The following is a 21010-nucleotide window of genomic DNA, read 5'->3' on the forward strand; positions in this document are numbered from 1 at the left end:
CTGCACACGCTATAATAGAGTAAGCGAAAGGTCCCGAGACCGGTGGCGAAAGTTGATAAAGGTGTGATCACGTACTGTGCTAAAAAAACATTCAAAATTGATATTCTGGACAATTGAACTGCTTGCACTTTCTCTGTTGATTTTTGTTCTGACAAAAATTTCCTTCATTTTCGTACCGATTGTTACGCTGATCACGACACTTTTCTTTCCGATCATCGTCGCCGGTTTTTTATTTTTTCTGCTCAGTCCACTTGTCGATCTGATTCAGCATTTTAAAATCCCCCGAGGATTGGCGATTCTATTGATCTACATCCTTCTGGCCGGCTTAATCGTGCTGCTTGTGGTGTCCGTCGGTCCTCCGCTCGGCAATCAGGTCAAGTCTCTGTTTGCACAGATCCCGGATTATATCAGAAACTGGCAAACAGGGATCGAGCATTTGGCGGATACGCGCGGCTTCAAATGGCTGATTCATCAGGATTATTATTCAATAGATAACATCCAGAAAAATTTTGCTGAAATGATTCAGAATTACTCAAAAAACGCAAGCTCCGGTATCTCCACCTTTTTTAATGTTCTGGTCAATATTACATTAACGGTGGTGACTGTACCTTTTATTCTATTCTACATGCTGAAAGATGGGGACAGGCTGCCACATGCCGTCACACGTTTTTTCCCCTCTCAGTATCATCACGAAGTCACAAAGATTTTGCAAGATCTGAGTACAACTCTTTCATCGTACATTCACGGCCTGATTATCGTTGCATCTTTTGTAGGCATCAGCTCAAGCCTCGGATTTTCGATCATCGGTCTGCCCTACAGCCTGCTTCTGGGGCTTGTTGTCGGTATAACGAACATCATTCCTTATCTTGGCCCGATACTCGGCGCGACACCGGCGATCATTATCGCACTGATGGATTCGCCGACAAAAGCACTGCTTGTTCTCGCGGTCATTGTGACCGTGCAGCAGATGGATAGTCATCTTATTTCTCCGCTTGTCATGGGGAAAAGACTGCAGACGCATCCGCTGACGATTATTTTTCTTCTCCTGGTTTCAGGGAAATGGCTCGGCCCCATCGGGATGATTCTTGCGGTACCCACCTATGCGATGATCAAAACGATTGTGATGCACGCCGTCAGGCTATTCCGTCTGAGAAAGAAGAGTAAGGATGACAGTTTAATTGATAAGTAATCCGTCAGTCGATCACTTTCCCGATTTTACGGGTCAGGCTGATAAACTGGTGCATGGCGGGATTACTGTTGGTCTTGCGTCTGGCCAGTGAAAGAACAGCATGGAGTTTAATCCCTGCAATTTCCCGATAGACGACATCAAGATTGAACAGCTTTTCGGCACCGGCGGGTACGACACCAATACCGATCCCGGCTGAGACCAGTCCGACGACCATTTGATATTCCGTTGCTTCCTGGACGATGTTTGGGGAAAAGGGGACATCACGGAACAGCGATAGAAATTCATCATACAGACCGGGCCAGATTTCACGGCTGACCAGGATGAAGGACTGATCACGTAAATCTTCGATATGTAATTTCTTTTTTTCAGCAAGCGGATGATTTTTCGGGAGGGCCAGGGCGGCAAAACCCTGCTTCACAGGCTCTGCTTCAATCAGTGATGAACTGATCGGAGGGTGAAGCAAACCGATATCGATCCGGTTGCCGATCAGTGCGCTGATCTGGTCGGGAGTGGAAAGCTCATGAAGAACCACTGCCACGTCCGGGAAGTTCTTTCGATATTCGCGAATAAATCGGGGAAGAATATCATAAGTAGCCGAACCGACGAATCCGATGACCAGGCGACCAAACTCCCCCCGCTGTGCACGCTGCGCGGTACTGACCGCCTGCTCAGCCTGAGCGAGCACCTGCCGGGCTTCCGGGAGGAAAAATTCTCCGGCCGTTGTCAGTTCCACATGTCTTTTGTTTCGCTTAAACAGGGTAACACCAATCTCTTCCTCAAATTGCTGAATCTGTTTGCTGAGTGGCGGCTGGGTCATACGCAGCCGTTCAGCAGCCCGGCCAAAATGCAGTTCCTCAGCCACTGTGATGAAATAAATAAATTGACGGAGTTCCATCCGTATTGCCGCTCCCTTTCGTGAATCCTGTAAGTAGTTTCATTATAATTGTTGCCGTTTTCATTTTCAATTAATATATATTATATATTACAACGAAAAGAATAATATATTTCACAACAATGAACATGCCATGTAAAATGATAGTAAATACTAAACAGAGTAGTTATTGATCTGAAAAAGGCGGGATCTGCGCTCTTTTCAGATGAGTTAAGGGAGTGAGAATCAATGAGCCGTATTGAGAAAAAGCAGAAAAAGACACGGACAACAGGTGCAGAGCTGGTCGTTGATTGTCTGATCAGACAGGGTGTTCAGTATGTGTTTGGTATTCCCGGTGCAAAAATTGATGCAGTGTTCGATGTGTTACAGGATCGCGGTCCGGAACTGATTGTCTGCCGCCATGAGCAGAACGCCGCATTCATGGCAGCCGCTGTGGGGCGCATCACGTGTAAGCCGGGGGTCTGCCTTGTCACTTCAGGACCCGGTGCCTCAAATCTTGCGACCGGAATCGCTACCGCGAACGTTGAGAATGATCCGGTTGTCGCGCTTGTGGGGGCAGTACCACGGGCGGATCGGCTGAAAAGAACCCACCAGTCCATGGACAACGCCGGACTGTTCCATCCGATTTCAAAATTCAGCGCTGAAGTCGTCGATCCGAAGAATGTCGCCGAAGTAGTGACAAATGCCTTTCGTGCTGCCGAATCCACAGCGGCGGGGGCAAGTGTCGTCAGCTTCCCTCAGGATGTCATGCAGGCGGAAACGGATGTCACCGCGCTCGGGCCACTAAAGACCCCTGAACTCGGGACGGCTTCTGATGCGGCGGTTGATGCAGCCGTTGACGCTTTGAGTAATGCGAAGATGCCTGTGATTCTGGCAGGGATGCGTGCCAATCGTTATTCTGTCGTATCCGCCGTCCGGTCACTTCTGAGAAAGATCTCCTTACCTGTCGTTGAAACCTTCCAGGCAGCAGGACTGATTCCACGCAACATGGAGGAACATTTCTTTGGACGTATCGGACTCTTCCGCAACCAGCCGGGAGACCTGATTCTGGAGAAGGCAGATGTGGTGCTGACGATCGGATACGATGCTGTAGAATATGATCCGAAATTCTGGAACCATTCAGGTCACCGGAAGATCATCCATCTGGATGAGATACGTGCCGATATTGACCACTTTTATCAGCCGTCTATAGAGCTGGTTGGGGATATACCGGGGACGGTAAAAGAAATTGAAAAGAAACTGACACACCTCAGTATCGCACCGGAAAATTTGGATGATCTGGAGCAGATGAGATTGCGCCTGGACGCTTACGATGAACTGCCGGAAAACCTGGCGAGTCATCTGGTTCATCCGCTGCAGCTGATTCATACCCTGCGCCGTCTGATCAGTGATGAGACAACAGTGACCTGCGACGTTGGGTCCCATTATATCTGGATGGCCAGACATTTCCGTTCTTATGAACCCAAAACGCTGCTGTTCAGTAATGGGATGCAGACCCTTGGCGTGGCACTTCCATGGGCCATGGCAGCAAGTCTGATTCATCATAAGGCAAAAACGATCTCGATGTCGGGAGACGGTGGTTTTCTGTTCTCGGCGATGGAGCTTGAAACGGCGGTACGGCTGAAACTGCCGATCGTCCATATTGTCTGGCGGGACGGCGCGTATGATATGGTTGCCTTCCAACAGAAGATGAAATATAACCGGACTTCAGGTGTGGATTTCGGAAAAATTGATGTGGTGGCTTATGCTGAAGCATTTGGTGCAATCGGGATGCGCGTAGACAAACCGGATGATCTGGAATCTGTCCTTCGCAAAGCGCTTGACATTCAGGATGTACCGGTGATCATTGACGTTCCGGTCGATTACAGTGATAATATTGCACTTGGAAAGAGTCTGATTCCAAATCAGCTGAACTGATCTGGAGTCATGCACTCGAAATACAGTGACCATTTTTTGTAAAGGAGATTTTAATTGTGACAAGTGAAGGAAACAAAGAAACCGGAGAAGTTTTTCAGCTTTCTACAATGACCTCGCTGCTCGCAGGTGTCTATGAAGGGGCTATGAACTATCATCAAATTAAGGAACACGGTGACTTTGGTATTGGAACATTTGAACATCTCGACGGAGAAATGATCGGCTTTGACAATAAATTTTATCGATTGCGTGGTGACGGGACGGCCACACCGCTGAAACCGGAAGACAAGACGCCTTTCTGCTCGCTGACTCACTTCCGTCCGCAAATCAAAAAAAATTTCGATAAGCCATTAAATAAAGCGGAATTTGAGCAGGAACTGCACCGGCTGGTACCGAGTGATAATCTGTTCTATGCTTACCGGATTGACGGTGTGTTCAGGGAAGTACGGACACGGACCGTCGCTTATCAGGAGAAGCCGGTGCCGATGACAGAAGCGGTAAAAACCCAGCCTGTTTTTGATTTTGAAAACAGAAAGGGGACGATTATCGGATTCTGGACGCCTGCTTTCGCCCAGGGCATAGCGGTTGCGGGTTATCATTTTCATTTCATCGACGAAGAGAAACAGGGGGGAGGCCATGTGCTTGATTATGTCCTTGACCATGGCACGCTGCTGATTGATCAGAAGACGCATCAGAGTCTGTATACCCCTCATACCGAATCTTTCCTGAAAGCCGACCTGGCACGAAATGATCTTGAAAAAGAAATTCAGGTGACTGAGGGCTGAGTCGGCCCGCAAACAGAACGATGATGCATTTAAACCCGGTAACACCGGGCTTTTTTATACCGTGAACGGTCAAACGACTGGTGCCGCACCGGATGAAAAAAGGGGTATGCTTCCTCGGACCTGCGCGAGGGCCGGTGCCAGATGATTCTTTTCCTGCTTCACATTTAGTATAATTCTATATAGATCCATCATCCTGATCATTCGGAGGAAAAAAGTGTGAATAACCATGATATCACCTGTGATTGAAGGGCAGGACTTGCCGGATGTCCGGATGGGCCTGATCCCGGGGAAACGGTGATTGCAAAAAGCGGGTGACGATTTTTGGTGAGAGCTGGCTCTTTTGACCTGCTTGACGGCAGAGAATCACTCCCGTGCCGATGGGTGAAAACGATTCAGTTGAGATCTCTTCCGGATCATGTAAGAATGGATACAGGGCAAAATATTGAATACCAATTTTTACTGGAGTGGCTAAAAAAGTGGGAAACAGAGAAAAGGTATCAGGAAACGGATCAGACAGGAAGAGTTTTAAACTTGTATTCTGGCTCTTTGTTGCTAAAATCGCACTCATTCTGCTACTGGCCGGCTTTGCAGTCTGGCTGATTTATGTGGTGAAGCAGGCGGTGACAGGGGACAACTCAGGTCTTCACTTCAAACATATTACAGGCAGTGGCTACACGCAGAACGGAAAGCTCTGGGTCGCATCCGACTCGGGCCTTGCCGGTTACCATGACGGGAAATGGAGCAGGAGTTCTGAGAACAAAACGAAAGGGACCTTTTTCCTTCCGGTGGATAACGGTTATTTCCGAATCACTGGAAAAACGATTGAATACATAGCGGATGGAAAGGTCATTACAAAGAATGAGTTGCCTGCAGGGCTCGGTAAGGGAGTCTGGGCTGCCGGTTACAAGTCGCACGCAATCAGTCACCTGAGCCGAGATCAGTTGTCCATCTCCGTAGATTCAGGAAACTCCTGGGAGGACCAACAGCTGGAAGGGATCAAAGGAAATCCGCAGCAACTGGCGATTGACCCGGGGAACGACAGAAATTTTGCTGTAGCAACAGATCGGGGACTTTATCTGACTTCGGATGGCGGAAAGACGGGTATTGCTATGCTGAAAGGTGAGAACGTCACCAGTGTGTCATACGGATTTAACAGCCGCCAGACACTGCTTGCGGGTACTTCAGGGGATGAAACGGCGCTCTACAGCATCATTCCCGATGAGGATAAGGCGATTCATCTGGATATCGGCTCGGTTGAGAGCGACCGGCTAATTCAAATAAAGCAGAATCCCGTACGTCATCAGGAGGCTGTTCTGATCACAGCAGGTGGAAATATTTATATGACGGAAAACGGGGGTCAAAACTGGGTCATTATCGCTCAAAACGGCCGTGCTTTATCTCTCCACTGAGCGACGGACAGGACGGCAGCAATTTCTGACACTTTTCTGAGCCCTTCAGACCACTCCGGGACGGACAACGATGACTGAAGCAAGACATGAAGTGCAGTGTTCAAAATGAGTGATGGGATTGGTGAACAGGGGAAAATGATAAAAACAATTTTATTTGATGTCGACGGGGTTTTCCTGAGTGAAGAACGCTACTTTGACGCTTCGGCGCTGACGGTCAGGGAGCTGCTGCTAAGTGATCATTATCTTGGACTCGGCAGGGCGCATGAGTTCAAGACAAGGTACAGCGACCGTGAAATTGCTGGCATTCGCGCGAACATTTTTCTAAACGATGATGTATTAAACTTTATGAAATCCAGAGGCATGAATGCAAACTGGGATATGATTTACGTCACTTTTTCCGTGCAGCTGATTCACTTAACAGCACAGTTGCCGGAAGATGCACGCGAGGAGGCGAAAAAGTGGTTTCAGAAACCGATCGACAGGGCGTCACTCGATCAGTTCAGAACGCTTTTCCGGAAATATCCGGTTCAGCCTGATTTCTCTCAGTTTATGACTGATTTTGCCGATACAGAGGTAACCCGTCAGGGCATCATCCTCTATCTGAATCAGATCGCCGGGAAACGTCTGGGACTGGAAACGGACATTTTCAGGCCGAAAAGTGCGTTATGGCATATCGGGGAACATGCTTCCCAGGAATGGTATATTGGTGATGATCATGTACTTGCCGCAACAGGTATGCCTTCCGTACAGACAGGGAAAGAGGGCTTCATGAATGAAGAACGGACACTGGCAGATCCGGCGCGGATTCGCCGGTTGTTCAGCCGGCTCTCTGATAGCGGAGTGAAGATCGGTATTGCAACCGGACGACCGCATCTTGAAACCTTCAGACCCTTTGGTTATCTGCACTGGCTGGAACTGCTCGATGAGAATCACATAGCGACAGCCGATGACGTCCTTATGGCAGAAAAAAAATACGATGCAGCCCCGCTTGCCAAGCCGCATCCATTTACCTATCTGCTCGCCCGTTATGGAAAGGACAGCGATGTAAAAGCACTGACGGTAAGGAAACCGGAAAAACTTGCAGATGGGAAGGAGACGTTAATCGTCGGGGACTCTCTTGCCGATCTCTTCTGCGCCCGTCAGCTGGGCTGCCGCTTCGCCGGTGTTCTGACCGGTCTCTCCGGTCAGAAAGCAAAGCCGGAACTTGAAGCACACGGTGCAGATTACATTCTTGATTCCATAGCCGATATGGAAGATCTTGTTTTTGAAAAGCTGAATAAATAAGCCGTTTTGTTAAGAAAATTCAGCAAAGTGGAGCCTCCGGCGGCTGAGCCGATCGAGATTTATCCCTGCCACCGGGGATTTTGTTTTTCTGAACCTTTTTTCCTTAAAAGTTATATGCCGTTTAAAAGTACAGAAAAAACCCCCTCCGGATGTCGAAGGGGATTTTTTCTAGTTCTGTAAAATTGTCCGGCGGGAACGAGAAATCAGAACCTGATCAGTCATTTTCCGGAACGTCAATTTCCGCGAACTGAACATCATCCAGATCCGGAAGGGAGAGGATTTCCTTTCTGATTTCCCGGAAACGGGCTTATCTACAGTGAGGATCATCACCGCTTTCCCGCCAACCGCCTGCCGGCCGACATACATGCTGCCGATATTGATATGATCTTTGCCGAGCAGTGATCCAACATTGCCAATCATGCCGGGCACGTCATTATGGGTGATGTAGAGAGAATATTTTTCAGGCTCCATATCCAGACGATAACCGTTAATGGAAACAATACGGCCGCCGAATCCCGGCAGATAGGTGCAGGCGATGGTCGCCCTTTCACCGTCATGTTCGATTTCGAGTTCAATAAAATTAGTGAACCCTTTATGCGCCGCATTCTTCTGTACATTGTAAGAAAGACTGTGTGCCTTCAGTACCTGCATGACATTAACGATGTTGATTGATGTATCCAGATAAAATGAGAGCAGAGCCTTAATGATTTGTCTGGTCAGGAGTCCGGTATCTTCCAGAAAAAGTTCGCCATAATAATTGATCGTAATTTTTTTGGGCGCTTTTTTGAAAATCTGCATCAATAGCTCAGCCATCTGTTCGCTTAATGTCAGGTAGGGCTTGATTTTCTGCTGAACGGCAGCAGAGATATGCGGAAGATTCAGTGCATGCTGGACACTTCCCGTTTCAAAAATTCCGACAATCTCTTCACTGACCGACTGGGCTACCTTCTCCTGAGCTTCGGCAGTTGAGGCGCCAAGATGCGGCGTCACAATAATCTTGGGATTTTGCGTAAGCCCTGTGTTTGCCGGGGGTTCATGCTCAAAAACATCAATGGCGGCTCCCGCCACCTGGCCGCTGTTTACGGCATCTACAAGTGCCTGTTCATCAATGATACCGCCGCGGGCGCAGTTAATGAACCGAACGCCCTTTTTGGTTTTCGCCATAAAGCCGGCATCAATCAGACCTCGAGTCTCAGCGGTCAGCGGAGTATGTACCGTAATAAAATCCGCCTGCGCCGCAATCGTGTCCAGATCGGACTTAGTGACCCCCATTTTTTTTGCCCGGTCTTCAGTGAGAAACGGATCATAGGCGAGTATGTTCATCCGGAAGGCTTTTGCCCGTTTCGCGACTTCTGTCCCGATGCGTCCCATGCCTACAACGCCGAGCGTTTTCTGGTACAGTTCTACACCCTTAAACCGTTTGCGGTCCCATGTTCCCGAAGAAAGGGAACCGTACGCCTGCGGGATGTTCCTGGCAAGTGCAAGCATCATGGCCAGGGTATGTTCCGTTGCGGCAATCGTGTTACCGGCCGGAGCATTGATCACGATTACCCCTTTTTCCGTAGCTGCATCGATATCGATATTGTCTACACCGACACCGGCGCGGGCAATCACCTTCAGATGATCGGCTGCCTGAATGATCTCGCGTGTCACCTGTGTCTGACTGCGGACAATCAGGGCATCATAACCGCTGATAGCATGGACCAGTTCCTCCCGGGGCAGTCCCGGACGCTGATCAACCTGGACGTCGGGATGGTTAAATAGCGCTTTTAATCCTGTTTCATTTATTGGATCGGTAACGATAACTTTATACATGCTGGATCCACACCTTCTCTGCTTTTTTCGTTGCCACACCAAGCTGTGGTTCCTGACCCAGTTTTGCAAGTGTCAGTTCAAGAGCGCTCAGCACTTTAAGCACATCAAAGGGTGTGCAGTACCCCATATGCCCGATTCTGAAAATCTTTCCTTTGAGTTTCTTCTGACCGCCGGCTATGGTGATCGAAAAATCTTTTTTCAATGCTTTCTGAATGTCTGGTGCAGGAATGTCTTCCGGCTGAACCGCGGTGACGGTCGGAGAGGCATCTTCATCGCTTGTCAGAAGCGGCAGACCCAGCCCGCGGATGCCGGCACGCATCATGTCCCGGAGCAGGGTATGACGCTCGACGACATGGTTCCAGCCTTCTTCTTCAATCATCGTGCAGACTTCACGGGCTCCGGCAATCAGCGAAACAGCCGGGGTGAAGGGTGTGGATTTCTGCTCTTCATAGGCTTTTACGTACCGGTTCAGGTCAAGATAAAATCTTCTTTCAGGGCAGGCCTTAATGGCCTCAAGGCCCCGGTCGCTGAAGGAAACAAAAGCCAGCCCCGGCGGCAGCATCAAGGCTTTCTGTGAACTTGTGACGAGCAGGTCAATCTGATCGGCTTCCATATCTACCGGAACCGCACCGATACAGCTGACGCCGTCGACGATAAAGAGAGCGTCTGTTTTTTTACGGACCACCTTGCCCAGTTCATGAATGGGATTCAGCACACCCGTTGACGTCTCATTGAAGGTGGCAAATACGGCTTTTACAGGTGTTCCTGACAGTTTGTCGAGGAAAGCTGCCAGTTCATCCGGAGAACAGGATTTGCCCCATTCAATATTCAGCCGGTGCGTATGAACGCCGTAGTTTTCAGCGATTGTCGCGAATCGGTCACCGAAGGATCCGGCCACAATCACCACAGCGTGTTCGCCCGCGGCAACCGTATTGACAACGGCGGCTTCAAGTGCCGAAGTACCGCTGCTTGTCAGGGCGAGTACCGGGTGTTTCGTACCAAAAACCGGCATCAGTTTAGTGGCCACTTCTTCAATGAGAACGGAAAAATCCGGACTGCGGTGGCCAATCATCGGTCGGGCCATTGCTGCATTTACTCGATTGGGTATGGGAGTCGGACCCGGTGTGAACAAATACGTTTGATCAAGAAACAGGTTGCTCATCATTTAACTCATCCCTTCTCTTCTCTGTTTTTTGTTGCTCAGGTTCTGCCCGCCATGTCTGTTGATTCTCGATCCGGCCGGTATCCCGAATCAGCCAGTATATAGCATGAACATTGCCCTTAGAGTATAAAAACGCCCCCCGCAGTGTGCATAAACTCACTGCGAGGGGCGTGATTATCGCTGTGCCACCCTCATTTACCGTCTGCATTGCAAACGGCCTTCCTTACGCTATAACGGTCAGATTTTTCTACCGGACCGGCCTACTGAAACATTCAGCCGATCAGTTCCGAAGGGCTAAAGCTGAAGAAACATACACCGGTTTCCAGCACTCCCGGCTCTCTGTCTGTACCTTTCCAAAGCCTGTTATCTTCTTCATCACTGTTATTTTAATTGTGTACAAATTGTAACAGCATTTTGGCAGTTTGTAAAGAAAAATATTTTCAAAAATGTTTACCGGGTTTCACAAACTGGGTTCGGACAGGGTTTCATTCATCGCCTGTTCAAGGACGGGCAGCAGGCCCTTCATATCATTCATTTTTCCAATCGTGATTCGGACCCCGTCTTCAAAGGCCTGAATCAGATAACCGTTTCGTTTGCAGATCTCCTGTACGGCTTTGGCATGCCCCGTTTTTACAAAGATAAAATTCGCCTGGGAAGGAAAATAAGGGATCTCTTTCCTGTCCAGAAAAGCGTATGTCATATCGAGAACTTCTCTGTTCTTTCGTACGCAGGCCTCTTTAAAGGCCTGATCCTGGAGGGCGGCGAAGGCTGCGATCTGGCTTAGCCGCGGATTGTTAAACGGTGGCCTGACTTTTTCTATTTCTTCAATCACGCGACGCCGGCCAATGGCATAGCCGATTCGGAAGGAGGCAAGACCGTATGATTTTGAAAAGGTGCGCAGGACAAGTACGTTTTCCTGATCATTTATCCATTCAAGTGACCGGGGAAAATCTTCTGCAACGACAAAATCGATATAGGCTTCATCCAGGACGATGAGCACATCGCCCGGTACGCGCTTCACGAAGGCGTAAAGTTCTCTGCCGGTGACATAGGTGCCCGTCGGATTATTCGGGTTACAGATCCAGACGACTCTGGTGGTCTGATCAATCGCGTCGAGCATGCCCTGAAGGTCGTGCCTGCCTTCCCTGTTGCAGGGGATCTTGCGCGTTTGTGCCCCTTCAATCTGCGCATGGCAGTAATATTCGTAGAACGTCGGCCATGCCATGACGATACTGTCTCCGGGAGCAAGAAAAGCCCTGCTGACCAGCACAATAATTTCATCCAGCCCCAGTCCGAACAGCAACTGGTTTTCATTAATGTTGAGCCGCTTCGCCAGGTCCTGCCTCAAAGCGCTGTCCTGGCAGTCCGGATACAGCTCAGGGAGAAGGGCTGCCTGAGCGATAGCCCGGGCTACCTCAGGTGAAGATCCATAAACATTTTCGTTGGCGTCGAGTTTGACGAGATGATCCAGACCATATGCTTTTTTTATCTCATCAGGAGACGGCCCCGGGTCATAAGCCCGCAGATGAGCGAGATTTTTTTTAAACATGTCAGACACTCCCTGTTAATCATTTAACCGATATGATATATGTATGATGATTGCCCTTTTTTGGGTAAAGGTGCCGTTTTCGGGAAATGTGCAGAATGGCCACCTTCATGATTCAATTTAAACACGCCGGTTCTGCTATGTAAAGAGACCTGACATAAGGGCGAATGAAGTTATCGGACGAGCCCATTGACTTGAATGACATTTTTTTATAATCTGTGTTCATACTGATTTTATCGCGGCAGAAGCGGGAGGGACGGCAAGTGACGGCAGATCGTCTGAGGCAATTACGCAGGGAGATTGATACTATTGACAGAGAACTGATCGGATTACTGAATCAGCGGGCCCGTGTTGTTCGGGAGGTGGGCAAAGAAAAAAAGGCAGCAGGGACCGCCTACACCGATTCGCTGCGTGAAAAGGAAATACTGAACCGGATTGCAGAGGAAAACAGAGGCCCGTTTCCTACCGCCTCTCTGCAAAAACTGTTTGGTGAAATCTTTGAAATCAGCAAGCATCTTGAAAAGAAAAGCGATTCAGATTAAATATTTTGTTTAATTTCAGCAAACGTTTACAGAAAATTATTTTCAAATGTAAGCGTTTGATGTACAATAAAGATATGATATAAATAGGGAGGGGAAGAATGATGACACAGCAACAATGTCTGATTCGCATTCAGTCGGCATACCCGCACCTGAGCGAAAAGGAGAAAAGGATTGCCGATTATATTCTGAACGACCCGGAAGAGACGGTGCACAGCAGTATTAATCAGGTGTCGGCGAGAATTAAAGTAGCTGACGCGACGGTCTTCCGTTTCTGCAGGAGGCTGGAATTCAAGGGATTCCAGGAAATGAAAATTGTTCTGGCGGCAGACATCGCCAAAAGCCGCCATCTTGAACAGGAAAAGGTTAGGTTTGACGGCGACGAAGAGATGCTGCTTGCCGATCATGTCTTCAGAGATAATATCCGCACGCTTGAGAACACGTTTCAGATCCTGAACAGCGATCATTTTAAGCAGGCGGTAAAAATCCTGTCCGGTGCCAGGCGTATTGCCTTCTTTGGCAGCAGCGGTTCGGCGATGATGGCTCAGGAAGCCCACCGTAAATTTGTCCGGGCGGGCATGATGACTTTTGCTCCGTCGGATAATGAGTTCCAGATGCTTTCGGCTTCTCAGCTGGGTGAACGTGATGCGGCCGTTTTTATCTCGTATTCAGCGTCCGATAAGCACCTGCTTCAGGTTGCCAGAACGGCAAAGTCAAAGATGAGCCCGACAATCGGTCTGACCGGATTTATGAAGTCCGCACTCAGTGATCTGATGGATGTGTCTCTTCACACGGTGTCTGTATCTGCCGACTACAGATCAGAATCTTATGTCGCCCGGGCGGCACAATTAACACTGATCGATGCCCTTTTTGTTAACGTGATGCGACGTGTCAGGAAAGACCGCCATAATGAGCAGGAACGTGTTGTTCTCCAGAGTTAGAGTGTTCATAAATGATTGCTTTGGAAACGTTTGCAATAGCATCTAGTGGGAATGGACAACGAGATAGACAACATATAAGATGCCCAGTAAACATGCAAAGAAAAAGATAAAGCCCCAGCCAATTTTTACTTTCATAAAAAAACTCCCTTCTCTGTCTTATTATTGGCAGAAGAGGGAGTTTTATGTGTCCGGGTCAGGTCTGTTATTGATCTTTTGTGCGTGGCACCGCTTCGGTCACCCTGGAAACAGCCCCTTCTGAAACGGGGTGCAGGGTGACACAGATGTCATTTGGGAAAGCTGTCTGCAGTTTTTCCTTTATGGCGGAACTTTTTCCCTGAGGAGCCAGACACATCACGGTCGGACCGGCTCCGCTCAGGAAAGTGCCGAATGCACCGGCTGACTTCGCAAGAGAAGAAATCCCCTCGAGGTCGGGAATCAGTTTCGCGCGGTACGGTTGATGAAAATGATCACTCTCCATCATCTGACCGGCCAGTTTGCCGTTATGACTCAAGAGAGCGCAGATCAGTACATTAGCCACACTGCTGCCTTCTATAGCCTGATGGAAGGGAAGGACATCAGGCAGGACATGACGGGCATCACTGGTTTTCAGTTCAAAATCAGGAATCAGTGTGACAAAATCAAAATCAGGCACGGGCAATTTAACCGAATGGACAGCCGCAGCCGATTGGGTGGATATCACAAGCCCCCCGTACAGAGAGGCTGTGACATTATCCGGATGGCCTTCGGTGCGGCAGGCGAGCCATGATTTTTCTTCTATGCTGAGCTTCAGGTCAAGCAGAAAGTCAGCCAGTTCAATCCCGGAAATAATTGCTGCACCACTGCTTCCCAGACCACGTGCAAGGGGAATATCACTGTGCACGGTGATTTCATAGGGAGGAAGAGATGCCTGGAAGTGTTCTGCAAGCTTTTTCGCTGTCCTGTAAATCAGATTTTCTGCAACAGGAGGATGAAAGTCAGGCTGATCCACATAGTTGAACTGCCATCGGTCTGCCTGCCGGGCATCCAGCACAAGATAACGATTGACGGCCATACCGATTGAATCAAAACCTGGTCCGAGATTGGACGTACTGCCCGGAACTTTGATCTGGAAAGCGGGAGGATGTATCATTTTGCCACCTGCCGGAGTGAATCGACGACCGCGGATTTTTCCGCACCGATCTCAGTCGGTTCAATAGTCAGCGTGTCCATAGCGGTAGCGGGATCCTTTAGTCCGTTTCCGGTCAGGATGCAGACAATTTTTGATCCCTTTTTGATTTTACCTGCGCTGATATGCTTGATCAGTCCGGCGATCGAAGCACAGGAAGCCGGCTCGGCAAATACACCTTCTGTCCGGGCTATCCGCTTATAAGCTTCCAGAATCTGCATGTCAGTCACATAATCAATCTCACCATGGGATTCTTTTTCAGCAGCGACGGCCAGTTTCCAGCTGGCCGGATTGCCGATACGGATGGCAGTCGCGATCGTCTCGGGATGCTCGATCACCTTGTTCTTTACGATGGCGGCAGCTCCTTCTGCCTCAAAACCGTGGATCTCCGGAGGGGCAATCTGCCGCTTGTCGCGCAGTTCCTTAAATCCTTTCCAGTAAGCAGAGATATTGCCCGCATTGCCTACCGGGATGCAAAGAACATCCGGGGCTGTACCGCCCAGCTGTTCAACAATTTCGTAGGCACCTGTTTTCTGCCCTTCAAGACGATAAGGATTGATTGAATTCACAATTTTATATTCAGAGTGAGCCCCGGTATACCGGACGATGTCAAGCGCCTGATCAAAATTGCCATCGACTTCAAAAATACGGGCACCGTACATGACCGACTGGGCCAGTTTCCCGAGCGCAATTTTTCCCTTTGGAATCACAATGATGCAGTCCATACCTGCGCGGGCACTGTATGCAGCAGCTGAAGCAGATGTATTTCCTGTTGATGCGCAGATGACTCCTTTAGCCCCTTCTTCTTTTGCTTTAGCAACGGCAAGAAACATCCCGCGGTCTTTAAAACTTCCGGTCGGGTTCAGCCCTTCGAACTTCACACTGATCTCACATTCCAGCTGTTCTGATAGTTTGTCCAGCGGAATCAGGGGTGTATTCCCCTCCAGTAAGGTCAGCCGTGGTGTCTTCTCTGTCACAGGCAGGACATCTTTGTATTTTTCCATAAGCCCCTTCCAGACCATTTGCTTATCCCCTCTCAACGCCAAAGTATTTTATGTTTAACACAACATCCAGACTTTTTAATTTTTCAAAAGATTTTTCGAAAAGTAACTTGCCGGTTTTATGGGTGATAATGGAAACCTCTGCTGCCTGATCACCGGCAATGGGTTCCTGATACAGCTTTTCAAGACTGATATGCTGTTCTTTAAATAAGTCGGTCAGCTTTGAAAAAGAGCCGGGCTCGTCCTTAATATGCAGCCTGACAAAAAACTGGCTTTCCATCTGACTTTCTTTTCGGGCATGCATTTCTTTCTTAGGCAGGAAAATATGTTTTCCTGTTACGCCCAGACGGATGTTTCGCACGATGGACATCAGGTCCGAGATCACGGAGACTGCAGTCGGGCCTTCACCTGCGCCGGGCCCGTAATACATCGTTTCACCAAGTGCTTCACTGTATACGTAGATCGCATTATTTTCGTTATCTACAGACGAAAGCGGATGATCATCCGGTAACAGTGTCGGTGCAACCCGTACATCAATTTCATCATTGCTGACTTCTGATATACCGACGAGTTTGATTGTATAGCCCAGTTTATGGGCATAAATAATATCCTCACGCGTGACATTGGTAATGCCGTCAATCCGCACATCATCCATCGTCACTGGAATGGAGTAGGCGAGGTGGCTGAGGATGACCATTTTTCTTGCGGCATCCAGACCTTCAACATCCGATGTGGGATCTGCTTCGGCAAAACCGAGTGCCTGAGCGGATGAAAGGGCCTTTTCGTAAGACAGCCCGTCATGACTCATTTTACTCAGTATATAATTGGTCGTTCCGTTGACAATACCAATCATTTTCCGGATCCGGTCGGCCCCCAGACTGTCCGTCAGGGTTTTGAGAATGGGGATACCTCCTGCCACACTGGCTTCGTAATAGAGGTCGCAATCCCTTTCCCTGGCTGACATGAGGAGTTCCTCACCATAAGTGGCCATCAGGTCTTTGTTAGCTGTAATCACATTTTTTCCGGCATGGAGTGCGCGCAGAATATAGCGATAGGCTCTGTCTACTCCACCGATCAGCTCAATAACGATATCAATTTCCGGATCATCCAGTATATCTGAAATATCGGTTGTCAGCTTGCGATTGTCAATAAGCACCTTTCTGGGTCTGTTTTTATTGCGGACCAGAACTTTTTTTAAATCAATTCTGCAACCGGTTCTCTTCTTCAGTCTTTCCTGATCCCTGGTCAACAGTCGGACAACACCGGTGCCTACTGTACCGAAACCAAGCAGCCCCACAGTTACTTTTTCCAATCCCATCACTCCCCGTAACACTTGCGATTATCCGGTCATCCCCGCGCTTTTCGCTGATTTCCGGGTGGCGGAAAGCGCTTTTTGTCTATATATATCTTGCATTATAACCCGAAGCTAAAGAGACAACAAGATTCACTTAATGGCAAAATCATTTTAAAATCCGTATGCCTGTCGTGTTAAGGCGTGTCATACCGAAAAAATGGGTTTAAAAATAGTTTAGCACACTGCCGCAGGAAAAAGGAAGGCCCGGACCACATCTGTTTTCCGGCAGGGGATGGTGACTTACTGCCCGGGAGAGGGAGCTTGCCTTGTTACGACCTGAAGCCATCCGAAAACAGGAGCTCACGGATCTTCGCGCATGCTCTTCATGGCGGTTTCAATCAGACGGCAGGCTTCCTTCTGAAAATCAGGACGGATCCGGAGTTTCGATGGATCAAACCGGGTAAAAGCAGGCGTCTGTTTTTTTATCTGTTTTCCGAATACAGAGAGCATCCTCTGATATTCAAAATCATCATTGACAGGCAGAACAGCAGAGATTTTCTGCACCTTTTTTGATTTATCGAGCTCGGAGATCCGGTAAATGATGACGGCTGCAATATGTTCACAGGGCAGCTCTCCGCCGCAGCTGCAATGGAAAGTTCTTTTGTCCATGTACCGGGGGAGGGGGCCGGCAGGATCACTGCGGGCTGCATCCCATCTGATATCGACCTGGCAAAATTCCGAATGACGGTCTTCAACATTGGCGTGGATCGATGTCTGTGAAGCATGGTAGTCCCATACACGGTTACGGCGGCAAAAATCATAACCTCTGCTGAATTTTGTACGGTCTATTGTCCCGGAAAAATGGATCAGCCAGTCAGCCAGCTGAGGATCATGTATCGAAATGAGCCCCTTCACTTTACATCACGCCTTCTCTTAATCGAATCAGATCGAAAATTTCACTGTCACTCAGTTCGGTCACCCAGCCTTCTCCTTTATTAAGGATCTGCTGCTGAAGTGTCTTTTTCTGTTCAATCAGCTGGTCGATCCTTTCCTCAAGTGTTCCGCTGCAGATTAATTTATACACCTGTACATTATGTTTCTGGCCGATACGGTAAGCTCTGTCTGTCGCCTGTTCTTCGACGGCCGGATTCCACCAGCGGTCATAGTGAATGACGTAACTTGCGGCTGTCAGATTAATCCCGACACCACCGGCTTTCAGGGACAGGATAAAACAGGCAGGGCCTTGGGTATCTTCCTGGAATTTGCGGATGAACTGTTCCCGCTTTCTGGCCGAAAGAGATCCATGAAGGAAAGAGATATCAGCGTCCGGATATCTTTTTTTCGTTTCATGGAGCAATTTTTCTCCCATCCCGACATATTGGGTGAAAACGAGGACTTTTTTCCCGCGGCTGAACAACGGATCCAAAAGATCATAAAAGAGTGCGAGTTTTCCCGATGCTTTTTTACCGCCCTCTCCACTCATAATCAGGGCCGGGTCATCACAGACCTGTTTCAGCCGGGTCAGCGCGGACAGGATCAGTCCTTTTCTCTGAATACCGCCGGCAGATCTGACTTTCTGTTCCAGCCGATTGACAATAGACTGATAAAGAGAAGCCTGATCTTTACTGAGATAACAGGTTTTTTTGGTTTCAAATTTATCAGGAAGATCACGAATGATCCGTTTGTCCGTTTTTTCCCGGCGCAGAATAAACGGCTGAATAATCCGGGTCAGATCTGCTGCCCGCGTGCGGCTGTTCTTTTTCTCTACCGGACGGATAAACTGTCTGCGGAACCGTTCCAGCGTACCGAGATAGCCGGGATTCAAAAAATCCATGATGGACCAGAGTTCTTCAAGCCTGTTCTCAATCGGCGTGCCGGTCAAAGCCAGTCTGTGCGCGCATCGTATGGTTCTCAGGGCACGTGTTTTCTGTGCGTGCGGGTTTTTGATCGCCTGAGCCTCGTCAAGGATCGCGCTGCGCCAGACGATCTGCTCAAACCAGGAGGCCTCTTTGGTGTAAATCGTATAACTGGTTACGACGACATCGGCCTGTCTGATCCGCTGCATCAGCCGATCACCGTGAAGTCGGGCGGATCCATGGTGTATATAAATGTCGAGCCCGGGTGAAAAAGTGTTAAATTCGTGTTTCCAGTTCGCAACAAGCGAGGTCGGACAGATAATCAGGGACGGGGTATCCGGTGCTTCCTTTGAAGGAAGCTGACGGCAATAATCGAGATAGGCAATGGCCTGAACCGTTTTTCCCAGCCCCATATCATCTGCCAGACAACCGCCGACATGTCTCCGTCGCAGGTTGACGAGCCAGGTATATCCCTTTTTCTGGTAGGGACGGAGCTCGCCTGTAAATCCTGACGGAACAGGAACGGTACGTGAGGGCTTTTTCAGGATATTTTTCAAATAATTTTCCAGATCGGCTGTCATGCGTATGTGGGTGAGCCGGTTCCGCTTTCTGCGCGTTACCGCTTCCAGACGCAGAGCTGCTGCGACATCAGGCCGGTTTTCAAACAACTCCATGGCGTCGCTGATTTCCTGAAAGGCCTTCTCCATTTTGAGTCTGGGCAGGTGAATCCACTTGTTGCCATGGCGGATGAAGGACTGATTGGCTTTCACAAGCTGTCTGAACGTTTCAGCTGACAGCTGAAGATCGCCTATGGAAATCCGCCAGTCGTAACTGATTAATGAGGCAAGACTGAACAGTGATCCATCCTGTCCGGGCGCTGAATGAATACTCAGATCAACAGATACTGTGTCGGGGCTGTCACTGATTTTCAGATCTGCCGGGAAAAGCAGCCTGACAGCATACGTCTCAAGTGTACCCTTCTGCTGATAAAGTTCGGAGATGTCGGGAGAACTGAGGTATCCGCGACCCGAACCTTCAAACAGCTGCATCACTTTTTCGGGAACTGCATCGCTCAGTTGTTTCAGCTGCTTATCCAGCCATTTTTTGCCTGCCAGTGCGATGGTATTCCGAAATGCCTCCAGTGGTTTTTCGAGTCGTTCTCCGTCCTGGGTACCGAACACGTGGACATCATAAGCCCAAAGCGTATTGGCTGAAAATGGATCTTCCGGATGGTCCGGTTCGAGTGAGACAGTCAGCCTGTCTGGGAGAAAGTTTTCCTTATTCTGCTTCTTTTTAAAATTGATCAGTGCAGCTATCCATTTACGGGACTCTTTTCCGGCTGCCGGCTCCACCCATTCGGCAACTTCGAGTTCCAGAAGATTCAGTTTTTCAATCTGATCCGGATCAGCTGTTGTGATCCACGGTTTTTCCGAAAAATTGAAGGGAAAAGATCTTTCCAGTCGTCCGGTCAGGTGATCAGGACCCTTCATTTCAGAAGCGGCAGTATGATGCCGGATAAGGGCATTCATCCAGTAAATGACAATGAGATAGAGCCATTGCTGCACGCGTTCATCCTGCAGGTCGGCAATTTCGAAGGACAGATGGGGAAGCCGGCTGAGCCAGTCAGAAAAAAGCCCGCTCTGAAGAAGGGGGCCCGGGACAGGCAACCAGGTGCAGAAGTAGCTGCGGGTTCGGTCTGCATCTTCCAGGTGATACATATACGGATAGAACTGACCCTGATCAATGATCAGTGATACAGCTTCGGCGATATGACCGAACCATTGCATGGTCTGGCCGGGTGCTATATCCGAAACCCGTTCTGCCGGGCACAGATGACGGATCATCCGGTAAACGTTTTCCATTGTTGACAGAGCGCCGGACACCGGATACGTACGGTCGGTGCTGATAAAGGACGCCTGAGCCGGGACCAGATGGTAAGGCGACCCTGCCTTCAGCCATTCGGGTCCAGCTTCTTCCGCTTCACCGGTTCCCGGAAACGGCAGCGGATGACCGTTTTCATCTGTCAGCCAGAGAAAAAAATTCTGCTCTTTTTCAATCTGAGGGATGAAAGTCAATTGCAGGTAACACTTCACGTACAATAATCTCCTTTTCACTTCGGAACAACCTTAAGATGCAGCTGTCGGGCAATTCCCGAACCGGCAACGTCATAAATGATCTATCCTTTAAGTTTAACATATCCCATGTTTCAATGATACAG

16 protein-coding genes are annotated in these 21010 nt (G+C 49.0%); 7 read left to right on the forward strand and 9 right to left on the reverse strand.

From position 1 onward, the window contains the following. Positions 1 to 76 precede the first annotated feature (76 nt). Entirely contained in the window at positions 77 to 1189 is a 1113-nt protein-coding gene (locus tag ABNN70_RS08325) for an AI-2E family transporter (protein WP_353947525.1), read from the forward strand. Positions 1190 to 1193: 4 nt separating this feature from the next. Here ABNN70_RS08325 and alsR read toward each other — a convergent pair whose 3' ends face one another. After that, complete coding sequence (alsR, locus tag ABNN70_RS08330; RefSeq protein ID WP_129928688.1) at positions 1194 to 2084, reverse strand: acetoin biosynthesis transcriptional regulator AlsR; 891 nt, start codon at positions 2082 to 2084, stop codon at positions 1194 to 1196. Positions 2085 to 2309: 225 nt separating this feature from the next. Here alsR and alsS point away from each other — a divergent pair, with 225 nt between their 5' ends. The 4 genes from alsS to ABNN70_RS08350 all read left to right on the forward strand — a co-directional run bounded on the left by alsS (position 2310) and on the right by ABNN70_RS08350 (position 7473). Continuing rightward, a complete protein-coding gene (alsS, locus tag ABNN70_RS08335) occupies positions 2310 to 3998 on the forward strand; it encodes an acetolactate synthase AlsS (RefSeq protein ID WP_353947526.1) in 1689 nt (562 codons plus the stop codon). 56 nt (positions 3999 to 4054) lie between these two features. Then, complete coding sequence (gene budA / locus ABNN70_RS08340) at positions 4055 to 4780, forward strand: acetolactate decarboxylase (RefSeq protein ID WP_353947527.1); 726 nt, start codon at positions 4055 to 4057, stop codon at positions 4778 to 4780. A gap of 476 nt (positions 4781 to 5256) precedes the next feature. Further along, entirely contained in the window at positions 5257 to 6189 is a 933-nt protein-coding gene (locus tag ABNN70_RS08345) for a group-specific protein (RefSeq protein ID WP_129928685.1), read from the forward strand. 105 nt (positions 6190 to 6294) lie between these two features. Beyond that, positions 6295 to 7473 (forward strand): HAD hydrolase-like protein, encoded by a 1179-nt coding sequence (locus ABNN70_RS08350; protein ID WP_353947528.1) that lies wholly within the window; start codon positions 6295 to 6297, stop codon positions 7471 to 7473. A 168-nt stretch (positions 7474 to 7641) separates the two neighbouring features. Here ABNN70_RS08350 and serA read toward each other — a convergent pair whose 3' ends face one another. From serA to hisC, 3 genes are all read right to left on the reverse strand, one after another. Beyond that, positions 7642 to 9288: a phosphoglycerate dehydrogenase gene (gene serA, locus ABNN70_RS08355; protein WP_353947529.1), complete on the reverse strand. Its 1647-nt coding sequence runs from the start codon at positions 9286 to 9288 to the stop codon at positions 7642 to 7644. After that, positions 9281 to 10450 carry an alanine--glyoxylate aminotransferase family protein gene (locus tag ABNN70_RS08360; RefSeq protein ID WP_353947530.1) on the reverse strand — a complete coding sequence of 390 codons (1170 nt, stop codon included), beginning with the start codon at positions 10448 to 10450 and terminating at the stop codon, positions 9281 to 9283. The genes serA and ABNN70_RS08360 overlap by 8 nt, the downstream gene beginning before the upstream one ends. 460 nt (positions 10451 to 10910) lie before the next feature. Further along, positions 10911 to 11999, reverse strand: a complete 1089-nt coding sequence (gene hisC / locus ABNN70_RS08365) for a histidinol-phosphate transaminase (protein ID WP_353947531.1) — start codon at positions 11997 to 11999, stop codon at positions 10911 to 10913. 260 nt (positions 12000 to 12259) lie between these two features. Here hisC and ABNN70_RS08370 point away from each other — a divergent pair, with 260 nt between their 5' ends. Both ABNN70_RS08370 and ABNN70_RS08375 read left to right on the forward strand, forming a co-directional pair. Further along, positions 12260 to 12538, forward strand: a complete 279-nt coding sequence (locus ABNN70_RS08370) for a chorismate mutase (RefSeq protein ID WP_353947532.1) — start codon at positions 12260 to 12262, stop codon at positions 12536 to 12538. A 101-nt stretch (positions 12539 to 12639) separates the two neighbouring features. Then, entirely contained in the window at positions 12640 to 13476 is an 837-nt protein-coding gene (locus tag ABNN70_RS08375; RefSeq protein WP_353947533.1) for a MurR/RpiR family transcriptional regulator, read from the forward strand. A gap of 202 nt (positions 13477 to 13678) precedes the next feature. On the opposite strand, the gene thrB is transcribed toward ABNN70_RS08375, so the two are convergent. From thrB to ABNN70_RS08400, 5 genes are all read right to left on the reverse strand, one after another. Next, entirely contained in the window at positions 13679 to 14605 is a 927-nt protein-coding gene (thrB, locus tag ABNN70_RS08380; protein WP_353947534.1) for a homoserine kinase, read from the reverse strand. Then, entirely contained in the window at positions 14602 to 15663 is a 1062-nt protein-coding gene (thrC, locus tag ABNN70_RS08385) for a threonine synthase (protein WP_129928678.1), read from the reverse strand. Before thrC ends, thrB begins: the two co-directional genes overlap by 4 nt. Positions 15664 to 15667: 4 nt before the next feature. Beyond that, complete coding sequence (locus tag ABNN70_RS08390; RefSeq protein ID WP_129928677.1) at positions 15668 to 16954, reverse strand: homoserine dehydrogenase; 1287 nt, start codon at positions 16952 to 16954, stop codon at positions 15668 to 15670. Between the two features lie 342 nt (positions 16955 to 17296). Next, on the reverse strand, positions 17297 to 17851 hold the full coding sequence (locus tag ABNN70_RS08395) for an SWIM zinc finger family protein (protein ID WP_129928676.1): 555 nt from the start codon (positions 17849 to 17851) through the stop codon (positions 17297 to 17299). Position 17852: 1 nt separating this feature from the next. Continuing rightward, positions 17853 to 20885: a DEAD/DEAH box helicase gene (locus ABNN70_RS08400; RefSeq protein WP_353947535.1), complete on the reverse strand. Its 3033-nt coding sequence runs from the start codon at positions 20883 to 20885 to the stop codon at positions 17853 to 17855. Positions 20886 to 21010: the final 125 nt, after the last annotated feature.

Origin of the sequence: Sporolactobacillus sp. Y61 (genome assembly GCF_040529185.1) — a bacterium.
Classification (GTDB): Bacteria; Bacillota; Bacilli; order Bacillales; family Sporolactobacillaceae; genus Sporolactobacillus.

Coding starts and splice junctions, on each gene's coding strand:
- alsR (WP_129928688.1), bottom strand. CDS start 2,084: ATGGAACTCCGTCAATTTATTTATTTCATCACAGTGGCTGAGGAACTG.
- alsS (WP_353947526.1), top strand. CDS start 2,310: ATGAGCCGTATTGAGAAAAAGCAGAAAAAGACACGGACAACAGGTGCA.
- ABNN70_RS08350 (WP_353947528.1), top strand. CDS start 6,295: ATGAGTGATGGGATTGGTGAACAGGGGAAAATGATAAAAACAATTTTA.
- serA (WP_353947529.1), bottom strand. CDS start 9,288: ATGTATAAAGTTATCGTTACCGATCCAATAAATGAAACAGGATTAAAA.
- ABNN70_RS08360 (WP_353947530.1), bottom strand. CDS start 10,450: ATGAGCAACCTGTTTCTTGATCAAACGTATTTGTTCACACCGGGTCCG.
- hisC (WP_353947531.1), bottom strand. CDS start 11,999: ATGTTTAAAAAAAATCTCGCTCATCTGCGGGCTTATGACCCGGGGCCG.
- ABNN70_RS08375 (WP_353947533.1), top strand. CDS start 12,640: ATGACACAGCAACAATGTCTGATTCGCATTCAGTCGGCATACCCGCAC.
- thrB (WP_353947534.1), bottom strand. CDS start 14,605: ATGATACATCCTCCCGCTTTCCAGATCAAAGTTCCGGGCAGTACGTCC.
- thrC (WP_129928678.1), bottom strand. CDS start 15,663: ATGGTCTGGAAGGGGCTTATGGAAAAATACAAAGATGTCCTGCCTGTG.